The 13,072-nt window shown below is 74.0% G+C and carries 10 protein-coding genes and 1 tRNA gene; 6 read left to right on the top strand and 5 right to left on the bottom strand.

What is annotated here, in order from left to right; genetic code table 11:
* Positions 1 to 14: 14 nt before the first annotated feature.
* Positions 15 to 896: an alpha/beta fold hydrolase gene (locus ACZ7C5_RS25955; RefSeq protein ID WP_470323558.1), complete on the bottom strand. Its 882-nt coding sequence runs from the start codon at positions 894 to 896 to the stop codon at positions 15 to 17.
* The gene (locus tag ACZ7C5_RS25950) at positions 893 to 1,672 is read right to left on the bottom strand and encodes a DUF998 domain-containing protein (protein ID WP_470323557.1); all 780 of its coding nucleotides are present in this window, start codon (positions 1,670 to 1,672) and stop codon (positions 893 to 895) included. The genes ACZ7C5_RS25955 and ACZ7C5_RS25950 overlap by 4 nt, the downstream gene beginning before the upstream one ends.
* Before the next feature lie 221 nt (positions 1,673 to 1,893).
* On the opposite strand from ACZ7C5_RS25950, the gene ACZ7C5_RS25945 reads away from it, so the two are divergent.
* The 3 genes from ACZ7C5_RS25945 (at position 1,894) to ACZ7C5_RS25935 (ending at position 5,914) form a co-directional block, all read left to right on the top strand.
* Positions 1,894 to 1,967, top strand: a tRNA-Lys gene (locus ACZ7C5_RS25945).
* A gap of 224 nt (positions 1,968 to 2,191) precedes the next feature.
* On the top strand, positions 2,192 to 4,645 hold the full coding sequence (locus tag ACZ7C5_RS25940; RefSeq protein WP_470323556.1) for a transglycosylase domain-containing protein: 2,454 nt from the start codon (positions 2,192 to 2,194) through the stop codon (positions 4,643 to 4,645).
* Between the two features lie 147 nt (positions 4,646 to 4,792).
* Positions 4,793 to 5,914, top strand: a complete 1,122-nt coding sequence (locus tag ACZ7C5_RS25935; protein ID WP_470323555.1) for an EamA family transporter — start codon at positions 4,793 to 4,795, stop codon at positions 5,912 to 5,914.
* Here ACZ7C5_RS25935 and lepB read toward each other — a convergent pair.
* Positions 5,877 to 6,653, bottom strand: a complete 777-nt coding sequence (gene lepB / locus ACZ7C5_RS25930; RefSeq protein ID WP_401092118.1) for a signal peptidase I — start codon at positions 6,651 to 6,653, stop codon at positions 5,877 to 5,879. The genes ACZ7C5_RS25935 and lepB overlap by 38 nt on opposite strands.
* A gap of 143 nt (positions 6,654 to 6,796) precedes the next feature.
* Positions 6,797 to 7,132: a chorismate mutase gene (locus ACZ7C5_RS25925; protein ID WP_188295319.1), complete on the bottom strand. Its 336-nt coding sequence runs from the start codon at positions 7,130 to 7,132 to the stop codon at positions 6,797 to 6,799.
* A gap of 280 nt (positions 7,133 to 7,412) precedes the next feature.
* Between ACZ7C5_RS25925 and ACZ7C5_RS25920 the strand changes: the two genes are divergently transcribed.
* Positions 7,413 to 7,838 (top strand): OsmC family protein, encoded by a 426-nt coding sequence (locus tag ACZ7C5_RS25920; protein ID WP_401092119.1) that lies wholly within the window; start codon positions 7,413 to 7,415, stop codon positions 7,836 to 7,838.
* 400 nt (positions 7,839 to 8,238) lie between these two features.
* Positions 8,239 to 10,368, top strand: coding sequence for a putative bifunctional diguanylate cyclase/phosphodiesterase (locus ACZ7C5_RS25915; protein ID WP_470323554.1), 2,130 nt, complete (start codon positions 8,239 to 8,241; stop codon positions 10,366 to 10,368).
* 50 nt (positions 10,369 to 10,418) lie between these two features.
* On the opposite strand, the gene ACZ7C5_RS25910 is transcribed toward ACZ7C5_RS25915, so the two are convergent.
* Positions 10,419 to 11,510 carry an LLM class flavin-dependent oxidoreductase gene (locus ACZ7C5_RS25910; protein WP_470323553.1) on the bottom strand — a complete coding sequence of 364 codons (1,092 nt, stop codon included), beginning with the start codon at positions 11,508 to 11,510 and terminating at the stop codon, positions 10,419 to 10,421.
* Positions 11,511 to 12,153: 643 nt separating this feature from the next.
* Here ACZ7C5_RS25910 and ACZ7C5_RS25905 point away from each other — a divergent pair.
* Positions 12,154 to 12,741 carry a DedA family protein gene (locus ACZ7C5_RS25905; protein ID WP_317619947.1) on the top strand — a complete coding sequence of 196 codons (588 nt, stop codon included), beginning with the start codon at positions 12,154 to 12,156 and terminating at the stop codon, positions 12,739 to 12,741.
* Positions 12,742 to 13,072: the final 331 nt, after the last annotated feature.

Raw genomic sequence — 13,072 nt, 5'->3', positions numbered from 1 at the left:
CCCGGCGCGGCGCCTCAGCGGGTGTCGAGCACCGCCGAGGCCACCGCGTCCGGGCGGTCGAACATCACCAGGTGCCCGGCCGGGGCGGTGGTGCGGAAGTCGGCCCCGAGCAGCGCCGCCAGCTCCCGCTGCCGGGCCAGCCAGTCCTCGGTGTCACCGGTCCGGCAGCCGTCGTCGGCGGCCAGCACGGTGATCGGAAGGTCCTCGGCCAGCGGCCGGGTGCGCCGCAGCCCGTCCAGTTCCGCGGCCGTGTCGAGGTAGCGCCCGTTCTCCCGGAGCAGCGCGCGCAGGGCCCGGCCGGTCCGGTAGCAGCGCCGGACCAGCGGCTTCGGGGCGAGGTCCTCCCGGCGGACGGTGGACAGCCGGGCGGTGGTCCGGCGGACGGTCGGGCCGAGCAGGTAGGGCACGGCGAGGGCGGTGGCGAGGCGGGCCGCCGCCCGGGCCGCCAGGTCGCGCGCGCCGGGCGCCGGGAACGGGCGGGCCGCTTCCTCCACGCTGCCGTCCACCAGCACCAGCCCGGCGGTCCGCTCGGGGTGCAGCCGGGCGAAGGCCTCCACGTGGAAGCCCGCCAGCGAGTGGCCGGCCACGGTGCAGGGCCCGCGCAGTCCGAGGCCGTCCAGCACCGCCAGTATTCGCCCGGCCTCGCCGGCCGCCGTCGGCGCGGGCCGCCCGGTGGCGGGTTCGGCGGCGCTCAGCCCGTAACCGGGCCGGTCGAAGCGGACCACGGTGCGGTACGGCGTGAGGAAGGGGACGACCAGGTCCCAGTCGAACCAGCTGCTGCCGAGGCCGCCGGAGAGCAGGCAGACCGGGCCGCTGCCCTCGGTGCGGACGTGCAGCGGGACGCCGTCGACGCGCAGGAAGCGCGCCCCGGCGCCGGGGTCGTCGGGGCTGGTCATGCCGGCCCCCGTTCCTGGACCGGCTCGGCCGGGCGTTCCCGCCCGACGGCCTTCTCGTCCGGCCCGTCCGGCCCGTCCGAACCCTCCGACCGCTCCGGTGCGTCCGGCGTGGCCGGGCGGGCGGAACGGGCGACGCCCAGGGCCAGCAGGCCCAGCCAGAGCGCGACCAGCAGCACCTGGAGCCGCTGCCCGGCCCCCAGCGCCCAGGTGCCGCGTCCGGCCTGGAAGGCGGCGATCGAGGCGAGGCTCCAGCCGGTGGCGAGCAGCTCGGCCCCCAGCAGCCAGGGCCCGATCCGGCGCACCGGCGGCCACCAGCGGTAGCGCCGGGCGGCCACGGTGAGCGAGACCAGCGCGGTGAGCGCGCCGGCCATGGCGAGGCTGCTGGTGACGGCGTGCGCGGTGTGGGTGGCGGGGACGAGCCCGGCGGTCTCCCGGGCGGCGCACATCTCGTCGCTGGTGGGGGTGCAGCTGAGCGGCAGCCGGGAGTCCGCGGCGGTCGCGGCGCCGAACAGGGCCAGCGCGGCCCAGCCGGCCAGCGCCCAGCGGTTCCGCCGGGAGGCCCCGGCCCGACCGGTGGCGAGGGCGGTGCCGGCGGCGGCGAGCAGGCAGAGCCCGGCGGCCAGGTCGGTGGCCCGGAACAGGCCGCCCAGCGGCTGGTCCTCGGCGGCGAGCTCGCTGATGTACGCCTGCACCGGGTCGAGGCCGGTGCTCAGCACGACCTCCAGTACCCAGGCGGTGTACGCCACGGCGCTGAGCAGCAGCAGGGCGGCGACCATGGCCGGCGCGGCGCGGTGTCCGGGCTCGCCGCGTCCCGACCCGTCGCGTCCTGACCTGCCGGATCGTGCTCGGGGGTGTCCTGGCTGGGGGCTGGGCACCGTTCCACCCTAACCAGAGGCGAACTCCAGCCCAACCGGGCGGAAAGGGGCGGATCGGGCGGTGGCGACCGGACCGGTTCGAGGCACCCCTCGGAACCGTGTATTGTTTTCCAGGTCAGCAGGCGCCGCTAGCTCAGTTGGTTAGAGCAGCTGACTCTTAATCAGCGGGTCCGGGGTTCGAGTCCCTGGCGGCGCACAGACAGTTGGGGAGTCTCTCGCAACAGCGAGAGGCTCCCTGATTTTTTGGCCTCCGACGTCCGTTTTGCGTGTGATGTCGGTCTCGATCGGCGATCCGCCGGAGCCATCCGGCCCGTTCTGCTCGTCCAGGGCAGTAAAACCGGAATCGGGACAAAGGTCCCCAACCGCCGATGTCCCCGTCCGTGCAGGCCGCTTCGCGGTGCTCGCAGGAAAGGCCGCGCTTTGTCCAGAAACGCCCAGAGCGGCCGTCGCACGCCGTCGATAAGCCTCCGGCCGGTCAAGCGGCTCAAGCGCTCCGCCGGCCCGGCCGGCGGGTCCGGCAAGTCCGGAGGCTCCGGCGGCAAGAAGTCGCGCCGCCCGAAGCGCACCGGCTGGCGCCGGCTGATACCCACCTGGCGGATGACCCTGCTCGGCTTCGGCTCGGCGCTGCTGCTCGGCATCGGACTGTTCGCGCTGGGGATCGCCCTGGTGAAGGTGCCGGACGCGCACGCCGCCGCGACGGCCCAGAGCAACACCTGGCTCTACTCGGACGGCTCGGTGCTCACCCGCACCGGCCAGACCAACCGGCAGAACGTCACCCTGGACAAGGTCTCCCCCGCCGCCCAGCACGCCGCGCTGGCCGCCGAGGACCGGAACTTCTACAACGAGGGCGCGGTCAACGTCCAGGGCCTGGCCCGGGCCGCGATCAACACCGCCAAGGGCGGCTCCACCCAGGGCGGCTCCACCATCACCCAGCAGTACGTGAAGAACACGTACCTGAACCAGAAGCAGTCGATCACCCGCAAGGTGAAGGAACTGTTCATCGCCATCAAGGTGGACGCCACCGAGAGCAAGAACGACATCCTCTCCGGCTACCTGAACACCTCCTACTACGGCCGCGGCGCCTACGGCATCCAGGCCGCCGCGCAGGCGTACTTCGGCATCGACGCGTCGGCGCTCAACGCCGCCCAGGGCGCCTACCTGGCCACCCTGCTGAACGCCCCGAGCGCCTACGACGTCGCCACCGCGACCGCGGCGGGCAAGCAGAACGCCGTCAACCGCTGGAACTACGTGCTCGACGGCATGGTCAAGGAGGGCTGGCTCCCCGCCGAGGAACGGGCCGGGACCGCCTTTCCCGACGTCCGTGACCCGCAGCCCAACCCGGGCCTGTCCGGTCAGGCCGGCTACCTGGTCGACGCGGCCACCGAGTACCTCACCTCCAGCGGCGTCATCAACGAGACCGAGCTGGCCAAGGGCGGCTACACGATCAAGCTGAGCGTCGACCCGGCCCGCCAGCAGGCCCTCCAGGACTCCGTCCAGGCCCAGCTGCGCGACAACCTGAACCCGGAGAAGCGGAAGAAGGACGCGGCCGCCCAGGCCGGCGCCGTCTCGGTGGACCCGAAGACCGGCGCGATCGTCGCCCTGTACGGCGGCGTCGACTACGTGAAGCACTACGTCGACAACGCCACCCGGCGCGACTACCAGGCCGGCTCGACCTTCAAGGCGATCGCGCTGGCCGCCGCCTTCGAGAACAACGCCAGGACCCAGGACGGCCGCAGCATCACGCCGCGCACGGTCTACGACGGCACCAGCGGCCGGAAGGTCCGCGGCGGCAAGGGCACCCCGTACGCGCCGCCGAACGAGGGCGACAAGAGCTACGGCCAGATCAGCCTCCAGCAGGCCACCGACTGGTCGGTCAACTCGGCGTTCGCGCAGCTGGCGCAGGACACCGGGCTGCAGAAGGTCAAGGACACCGCCGTCGCGCTGGGCCTGCCCGGCAACACCCCCGGCCTCGACCCGGTGCCCTCCATCCCGCTGGGCGCGGCCACCCCGAGCGTGCTCGACATGGCGGGCGTGTACGCCACGCTGGACAACGGCGGCAAGCAGATCACCCCGTGGCTGGTGCAGTCGGTGGACCGCGAGGGCGAGAACGTCGCGCTGCCCGCGCACAAGACCACCCAGGCGATCAGCGCGGACACCGCCGACCAGGTCACCTCGATGCTCCAGGGCGTGGTGAGCGACCCGGGCGGCACCGGCTGGCGAGCGAAGTCGCTGGGCCGTCCGGTGGCGGGCAAGACCGGTACCACCGACGACCAGAAGTCGGTCTGGTTCGTGGGCTACACCCCCGAGCTGGTCACCTCGGTCGCCCTGTTCGGCCAGGACCCGGGCAACGGCGCCCAGGTCAGCCTGAGCGGTGTCGGCGGCATCGACGGCGCGGCGGGCGGCCAGTTCCCGGCCCAGATCTGGACCAGCTACATGAAGGCCGCGCTCAAGGGCCAGCCGGTGAGCGACTTCCCGACCCCGGCCGGCGGCGACTCCTCCGGTGCCGCCGACCTGCCGACCGCCCCGAGCACGCCGAACAGCGCCCCGTCGACGAGTGCGCCCACCGGTACTCCGAGCTCCGGTCCCACCACGACGCCGGGCAACGGATCGGGTTCGGGTTCGGGTTCGGGCTCGGGCTCGGGCTCGGGCTCGAACACTCCGTCGGGTGGCACCGACGGCGGCGCGACCACCGCGCCGACGGCTCCCGCGACCACCGAGCCGACCCAGCAGCCCACCCGGCCGACCCGGCCCACCTCGCGGCCGACGCCGACCACCCCGCCGACCCAGCAGCCCACCCAGCAGCCGACCACCCCGCCCACGGGCGGGACGGACGTGCTCACCGGAACGGGTGCCTCGTCCGGATCCGGGGGCTGACCGGGGCCCGTACGACCCCGGCCGGCCCGGTCGCGTGACCGGGTCGGCCGGGGTCGCGTGATTGCGCCACCGCGCACAGTTCGGGGCAGGACCGAATGACGGAATGGCGCCTTACTCGACCGTCGATATGACTGTCACAATGCGGCAGTGCACAGATCATCGGCCTTGCCCACCCGCCCGTCGCGCAGGACCGTCGGCCTCGGCCTCGCGCTGGTCGCCGCCGTCTCCTTCGGCGGCTCCGGCACCGCGGCCAAGCCGCTGATCGAGGCCGGCCTCTCCCCACTGCACGTGGTGTGGCTCCGGGTCACCGGAGCGGCGGTGGCGCTCCTCCCGATCGCCTGGCGGCACCGGGACGCCGTACTGCGCCGACCCGGCCTGCTGTTCGGCTTCGGCCTGCTCGCCGTGGCGGGCGTCCAGGCCGGCTACTTCGCGGCGATCTCCCGCATCCCGGTCGGCGTCGCCCTGCTCATCGAGTACCTCGGGCCGCCGCTGCTGATCGCCTACGTCAAGTTCGTCCAGCGCAAGCCGATCAGCCGGGGCGCGGCCGTCGGCGCCGGCGTCGCGGTGGCCGGGCTGGCCTGCGTGGTCGAGGTCTGGAACGGCCTGAGCTTCGATGCGCTGGGCGTGCTGTTCGCCCTCGGCGCGGCCTGCTGCCAGGTCGGTTACTTCGTGCTCGCCGACGCCGGCCGGCGCGGCGACCGCCCGGTCGACCCGCTGGCCGTCAGCGCGTACGGGCTGATCGTCGGCGCCGTGCTGCTCACCGTCTTCACCCTGCCCTGGAAGGCCGACTGGAGCCTGCTCGGCGGGTCCGTGGTGATGAACGGGCACACCCTGCCCGCGCTCCTCCCGGCCGCGTGGATGGTCCTGGTCGCGACCGTGCTCGCCTACCTGACCGGCGTGATCTCGGTCGGCTACCTCTCGCCGCCGGTCGCCGGGGTGGTGGCCAACCTGGAGGCGGTGGTCGCCACCGTGACGGCCTGGGTGCTGCTCGGCGAGCACCTCGGGATGCCGCAGATCGCGGGCGGCCTGCTGGTGCTGGCCGGCGCCATCGCGGCGCAGGCGAGCAAGCCCCCGGCGGACGGGGACGGGACGGCGGACGGGAAGGCGGCGGGCGGTACCGCGGGACTGGCGGAGGGTGCCGACGTGGCGGAGCTGGACGCGGGGCCCCGAGGCGCCGGGCGTGGCGCTGCCGGGCCGGGGGCTCACGACCGGGTGGCCGCCGAGCGCGGGATCAGCGGCCGGTCCAGCCGAACCAGTCGAAGTGATTGAGCGGCCAGACGACGGCCGACACCGGGCCGACCACGTTGTCCACCGGCACGGCGCCGCCACCCGGGCCGTGCTGGTGGTAGCGGGAGTCCGCCGAGTCGCTGCGGTGGTCGCCCTCGACCCAGACGTAGCCCGACGGCACCTTCACCGGCCCGAAGTCCAGCCCCGCGCAGGAGTCGTCCCCGGGATGCAGGTACGGCTCGTCGAGCTTGCGCCCGTCGACGGTCAGCGTGGTGCCCTCGCACTGCACGGTCTGACCGCCGGTCGCGATGACCCGCTTGACCAGGTAGTTGTCGTCCTTCGGCGGCACCAGGCCGACGAAGCTGAGCGCCGAGCTCACGGCGTTGGTGAACGGGTTCGGGTCGGTGGGCTGCGGCGGCAGCCAGCCCCCCGGGTCCTTGAACACCACCGGCTGCCCCGGCTCCGGCTCCCAGCCGGTCAGCGGCGCCAGCTTGTTCACGCCGACCCGGTCGCCGATCCGCAGGGTGTTCTCCATCGAGCCGGACGGGATGGTGAACACCTGGAACAGGCAGGTCTTGATCAGCAGCGCGACCAGCAGCCCGACCGCCGCCATGACCGGCAGCTCGATCCACCACGGCCGGGGGCGCCGGCCCGGGCGGCGGGCCTTGCGGCCGCGCGAGCCGCGGCTCTGACGGCGGGCCTCGGCGCGGCCTCCGGGGGTGGGCCGGGCAGCGGAATCGCTGGGGGCTCCACCGGGCGTTTCGGGCAGGTTCACCGCCATCGTCGCTGCTCCACCTCTCCGGCTGGGGAAACCTGCACGCTACGCCACCCGGAGAGCCTGACGAAATCGGGCATTTAGCCGCCCCCGACATGCCCGGGCAGCCCGGGCAGCCCGGGTCCGCTCCGGGGGAGCCGCTCCGCGCCTCAGGAGCGGGCGATGGCCTCGTGGTGGCGGATGACCTCGGCGATGATGAAGTTCAGGAACTTCTCCGCGAAGACCGGGTCCAGCTTCGCCCCGGCCGCCAGCTCCCGCAGCCGCTTGATCTGGTCCCGCTCCCGGGCGGGGTCCGCCGGCGGCAGCTTGTGCTCGGCCTTGAGCCGGCCGACCCGCTGGGTCGCCTTGAAACGCTCGGCCAGCATGTGGACCACCGCGGCGTCGATGTTGTCGATGCTCTCGCGCAGGCTGGTCAGCTCGGCCCGTACGGCGTCGTCGATCCCCGTGGGCAGGCCGGCGTCGGGGGTCGTGGAGTGGTCCGTCATCGGGGCGGCTCCCGGTGTCTGCGGTGGGCGCCCGACCGCGCTGCGGCCGGGCTCGGGCCCGGGCAAATCTAACAGGGCCCCCGCCCGGGCCCCGCACCGTCCGACGGAACCGTCCACGATCCGGACGGCGGCCCCGGACCGGCCGCCTCGGCCCCGCTCCGCTCCGCCCGGCCACCGCGGGCGTGACACGGCTGACCGGGAGGGGATCTGCCCGTAGGCTGGGGCCCGCATGACCGAAAGTGACCATTCGAACACCCCCTCAGCACCGGAGGACCCGATCGTGGCAACTACCCGCACCGCCCGCACCGAATGGGAGGGCAACCTCCTCGACGGCAAGGGCCTGGTGACCTTCGAATCCTCCGGGATCGGCGAGTACCCCGTCTCCTGGCCGGCCCGCGCCGAGGCGCCCAACGGCAAGACCAGCCCCGAGGAGCTCATCGGGGCCGCCCACTCCGCCTGCTTCTCGATGGCCCTCTCGCATGGTCTGAGCGGCGCCGGCACCCCGCCCGCCAGGCTGACCACCCGGGCGGACGTGACCTTCCAGCCCGGTACGGGCATCACCGGAATCCACCTGACCGTCGTCGGCGAGGTCCCCGGACTGGACGAGGCCGGCTTCGTGAAGGCCGCCGAGGACGCCAAGGCCAACTGCCCGGTCAGCCAGGCCCTGACCGGCACCACCATCACCCTCACGGCCTCGCTGGCCTGAGCCGCCCCTCCCCTTCTCCTGCGCCGTCCGATCGCCCCCCGACTCCCGGCCCGCTCCGTTCCACTTCCGGCGCGCGACCGGCGCCCAGGGGCGCGGCTTCGGCGCACGCGCCCCCGGTGCACATCGTGTGATGTGCACCGGGGGCGTCTGAACGTATCGCCGCACATGATCACAAAGCGGGCGAATCACCCTGGCGGCGGTCACCGCGTGTTGCCGTCGCGGCCTATGATCGGCCGCAGCGCCCTGTCCTTCGGGCGGGTCTTCGCACGCCAGCGCCCCACGGCGGGCGGCCCCGCAGCGGACCGGCTCCGAGGACCGCGACAGAGTGCGGAGCCGGCCACCGGGTCCCGACTGGCCGGCCGGACCATCGTCAAGCGTCAGCAGCGGACGGGAGCATGCCGTGCCGGGCCAGAACGAGGGGGCCGACGCACACCACCCGGGCGTGCGGCACGAGGAAGCAGCACGCCACCGCCACCTCACCGCGCCGGTCCTGGAACCGGCCGCCGGCTCGTCCCCCGGATCGGCCACCGGCTCAGTCACCGCCCTCAGCGCCCTCGGGACGCTGGCGGAACCCGAGCTGCTGCTCTGCCCCACCTGCTCGGCCCCGCTCACCGGCAACGGTCACCGGGGAGCCCTCGGCGGCCCCGACCGGACGAGCGGCGGCATCGGCAGGGCAGAGGGCGGCACGGGCAGGGCAGAGGGCGGCGCCGACCGGCTGCTGGCCGCCCTGCGGGCCAGCGAGTCCCGGTTCAGAGCCGCCTTCTGCGACGCCGTCATCGGCATGGCCCTGATCGATCCCGAGGACCGGATCATCGAGGTCAACCCCGCCTTCGCCGGCCTGATCGGACGGGGCGTCGGCGAACTGGTCCGCACCCACCTGCACGAGATCATCGACCCCGAGGGCATGCCGGACCGGCTCTTCTCCGAACTCGTCCGCGGGGAGCGGGAACGGTTCCGCGTGGAGAAGCAGCTCAAGCACCGCGAGGGCCACACCGTCTGGAGCAAGCTCACCGTCTCGCTGATCCGGAACGGCGCCGGGGAGCCGCTCTACACCCTGGCGCTGGTGGAGGACATCACCGAGCAGCGCCGGCTCGGCGACCGGCTGGAGTACCAGGCCCTGCACGACCCGCTGACCATGCTGCCCAACCGGGCCTACTTCTTCGAACGGCTCGACGCCGCCTGCCTCGCGCCGGCCGACGAGCCCGGCCCCGGCGGAGCCCGGGACGACCGCCGGGTCGGGGTCTGCTACCTGGACCTCGACGGCTTCGCGGCGATCAACGAGGCGCTCGGCCACCACATCGGCGACCAGCTGCTGGCCGCCGTCGCCACCCGGCTGCGGCGCGGGTTCGACGGGCACGACACCCACCTGGTGGCCCGGCTGGGCGGCGACGAGTTCGCCGTCCTGGTCACCGACAGCCTGGGCAGCGAGCAGCTGACCGAGCTGGCCGCCCGGATCCTGGAGGTGCTGGAACGTCCCTTCGACGTCGCCGGGCACCGGCTGGTGATCACCGCGAGCGTGGGCGTGGTCGAGCGGTCCGTGCACGAGACCACCCCGACCGACCTGGTCAAGGACGCCGACGCCACGCTCTACTGGTCCAAGGCCGACGGCCGCGCCCGCTGGACGCTCTACGACCCGGACCGCGGCGCCCACCAGCTCACCCGGCAGCTGCTCGCCACCGCGCTGCGCCCGGCTCTGGAGCGCGGCGAGTTCACCATCGAGTACCAGCCGCTGGTCGGTCTGGCCGACGGCACCGTGCACGGCGCGGAGGCACTCGTCCGCTGGCGCCACCCCCGCTACGGGACGCTCTCCCCGGACCGCTTCATCCCGCTCGCCGAGGAGACCGGCGCGATCGTGCCGCTCGGGACCTGGGTGCTGGAGGAGTCCTGCCGCCAGGCCCGGCAGTGGCTCACCGAGTTCCCCGGGACGGAGACCTTCGTGAGCGTCAACCTGGCCGCCCGCCAGATCTGGGACTCCGACATCGTGGCCGACGTCGCCCGCGTCCTCGAACGCACCGGGCTGCCGGCCGGGCTCCTCCAGCTGGAGATCACCGAGAGCGCCCTGCTCGGCCCCGGCGGACGCCCCCTCCAGGCGCTCCAGGCGCTCGCGGACATGGGCGTGCGGATCGCGATCGACGACTTCGGCACCGGTTACTCCAACCTGGCCTACCTCTCCCGGCTGCCGGTGCACGTGCTCAAGCTCGACGGCACCTTCATCGAGGGCTTCCGGGAGCCCGCCGCGGCGGACCGGCCCGGCCTCCCCGAGCTCGGCTCCCGCCGCAGCGACGCGGACGAGCAGATCGTCGGCGCGATGGTGCAGCTGGCCCACACCCTCGGGCTGACCGTCACCGCCGAGGGCATCGAGAGCGCCGCCCAGGCCGAGCGCCTGCGGCTGACCGGCTGCGACACCGCCCAGGGCTGGTACTTCGCCCGCCCCGGCGAGGCCGAACTGGTCGCGGCCATACTCCGCGAGGGGGCCCCGCCCTCGACCGCCGGTAGCGGCGGGGGCGGGGCGGTTCCCGACCGCCGGTAGCGGCGGGGCGAGGCCGTTCGCGACCGCGCGGGGCGGTCAGGCGGTGGCCGTCAGGCCGTACCCGTCAGGCCGTACGCCTCGGCGATCAGGCCGTAGGAGCGGAGGCGGGCCTCGTGCCCGTGGATGTGCGAGGTGACCATCAGCTCGTCCACACCCGTCCGCTTGCGCAGGGCCTCCAGGCCGTCGGCGACCCGGCCCGGGTCGCCGAGCACGACGTTGTCGAGCCAGCTGTCGATGAAGTCCGCCTCGACCGGGCTGTACGGGTACTGCTCGGCCTCCTCCGGGGTGGGGATCGGGCCGGGGTTGCCGCGCCGCAGGCGGAGCATGCCGAGGGCCGCGGAGCGGGCGAGACGGCGGGCCGAGGACTCGTCGTCGGCGGCCACCGCGCTGACGCCGATCAGCGCGTACGGCTCGGCGAGCACCGCGGAGGGGCGGAAGGACGACCGGTAGAGGTCGAGCGCCGGGATGGTGTTGGCGCTGCTGAAGTGGTGGGCGAAGGCGAACGGGAGGCCGAGCCGGCCCGCCAGCTGGGCGCTGAAGCCGGAGGAGCCGAGCAGCCAGACCGGCGGGCGGGCCTCGCCCTTGGGGACGGCGGTCAGCCGGGCGTACGGGTGGCCGTCCGGGAAGTCGCCGTCGAGGAAGTGGGTCAGCTCGGCGAGCTGCTGCGGGAAGTCGTCCGCGCCTTCGGCGAGGCCGCGGCGCAGCGCCCGGGCGGTGGCCGGGTCGGTGCCGGGGGCGCGGCCGAGTCCGAGGTCGATCCGCCCGGGGTGCAGGGCCTCCAGCAGGCCGAACTGCTCGGCGATGGCGAGCGGGGCGTGGTTGGGGAGCATGACGCCGCCGGAGCCGAGCCGCAGCGTGGTGGTGTTGGCCCCGAGGTGGGCGAGCAGGACGGCGGGGGTGGAGCTGGCCACTCCGGGCATGCCGTGGTGCTCGGCCACCCAGAAGCGGTGGTAGCCCCACTGCTCGGCCTTGCGGGCCAGCTCGGTGGTGGCGGTGAGGGCCTCGGCTGGCGTGTGGCCGACACCGACGGTGGCCAGGTCGAGGATCGAGAGCGGAGCGGGTGCCGTTCCGCGGGCGGTGCCCCGGATCGCCGCGCCGGCCGTCGGCCCCGTCCCGCGCTCCTGCTGGTCCTCGGTGGTCATGCCGTCCGCCCTCCTGGCTGTCTTCGAGCCGGCCTTCGTGGGTGACCGCGCGGGCTCGGACGGCCCGCCGGTCGATCTGCTCGACGACCGGGGTCAACCACGGCCGACGGCTCGCTGTTCCCGCGCCCCGGAAGTCGTCCGGCCACGGTCCGGGCGGGTTTCGGCCATTTCGCACGGGAGTCCGACCCGGTCGTCCGACTGACGGAGAGCCAGCGGGCGAACACGGTTGGCGACTTCCCGCCAGCGCCGGAAGTCGCCAGCGCCAGGTCTCGCGGCAGGGGGCCGGAGTCCGGCAGGCTGGGGTCAGGGAGCGGGTCACCGAGCGGGGACCCGCGCTCCACCAGCAAGATCGTCGGGCTGGACCAGCTCCGGACGATCACTGCGAGCCCTCGGCGCGGCACCCCGCCCCGGGGGCTCGTTCGCTTCTCGCACCAGGCACGACGCCCCTCCACCCGGCGGTCGGCCCCCGCCCCGGCCGCCCCGCGCACCCGATCCGCCACGGCGGAGTCCGGCCGGATTCGGGGTCCGTGATCCACGGCATACCGGGGTGCTTCATGACATGAAAAGTCAAGGCGCTAGCGTTGACCCCAGCAGCCACCTGCTCCCTCGGGCGGCGTGGAGGGAGTAAAGGGCCTTGAACTTCGTGGCGGCGATCGGATCCTCGTGGATCTGCGCGCTGGCGCTCGTCGCCGTGCTCGGAGACGCCCTCCTGCCGTTCATCCCCAGCGGGACGCTCGTCATCCTGGCGGTGCTCAAGACGTCGCAGATCGACGGCGCGCCCCTGATGCTCGCGCTGGGCGTGGCGGTGGCCTCCTTCCTGGGCGACCTCCTGCTGCTCAACCTGGCCCGGCGCGGCGCCCCGATGCTGCATCGACGGCTCGCCCGGCGCCCGCAACTGGCGGCCAGCGTGACCCGGGTCCAACAGGCCCTGATCGAGCGCCCCCACGGCGCGGCCGCGGCGATGGTGGTGATCGCGCGGTTCGTACCGGCCGGGCGGACCGTCCTCGACCTGGCCATCGGCCACTCCCCCGCCCATCCCCACCGGTTCCTGCACTGGTCGGCACTGGCGGCGCTGGTCTGGGCCGCCTACATCGTGACGCTGGGCTGGCTGAACAGCCACTGGTTCAACACCGCCTGGCTGAGCCTCGTGGTCTCCTGCGCGGCGGCGACCGTCATCAGCACCGCGGTCGCGCGAATAATCCGCCGCACCCGGCGGCTCGCCGCACTCTGACGGGCCCGCCCGTCGCCCGCTGCCGGCCTGCCCGCTGCTGGCCTGCCCGTTCCGGCCCGCGTGCTCCGACCTGCCCGTTCCGGCCACTCCGCCGCCCTGTGCCTCCGGGCGGACTTCAAACCATCCGGTTCTGCAAGGGGCAAAAGTTTCCCCAAAAGAGCGACCAACCAGGCCGAACGCTGACGAACTCCCCCGGAAGGCGGGCAGGCCGGCGGTAGCGTGATGACCGGGCCAGCCGGGGCGGGAAGCGTCACAGGACGGCAACAGTCGGCGAATCCCCGCAGCCCAGCCGGATGCTTCCGGCGTGTTGAGAACCGTCGGCTCTCGGCGA

The sequence above is a fragment of the Kitasatospora sp. NPDC036993 genome, assembly GCF_055607525.1.
Note: the sequence above shows the minus strand (reverse complement) of the source record. Positions and strands in the feature narration are given on the sequence as shown.

Bases quoted from the DNA above. Each gene is read 5' to 3' on its own strand.
- ACZ7C5_RS25955 (WP_470323558.1), bottom strand. From the start codon at position 896: ATGACCAGCCCCGACGACCCCGGCGCCGGGGCGCGCTTCCTGCGCGTC.
- ACZ7C5_RS25950 (WP_470323557.1), bottom strand. From the start codon at position 1,672: ATGGTCGCCGCCCTGCTGCTGCTCAGCGCCGTGGCGTACACCGCCTGG.
- lepB (WP_401092118.1), bottom strand. From the start codon at position 6,653: ATGGCGGTGAACCTGCCCGAAACGCCCGGTGGAGCCCCCAGCGATTCC.
- ACZ7C5_RS25925 (WP_188295319.1), bottom strand. From the start codon at position 7,132: ATGACGGACCACTCCACGACCCCCGACGCCGGCCTGCCCACGGGGATC.
- ACZ7C5_RS25910 (WP_470323553.1), bottom strand. From the start codon at position 11,510: ATGACCACCGAGGACCAGCAGGAGCGCGGGACGGGGCCGACGGCCGGC.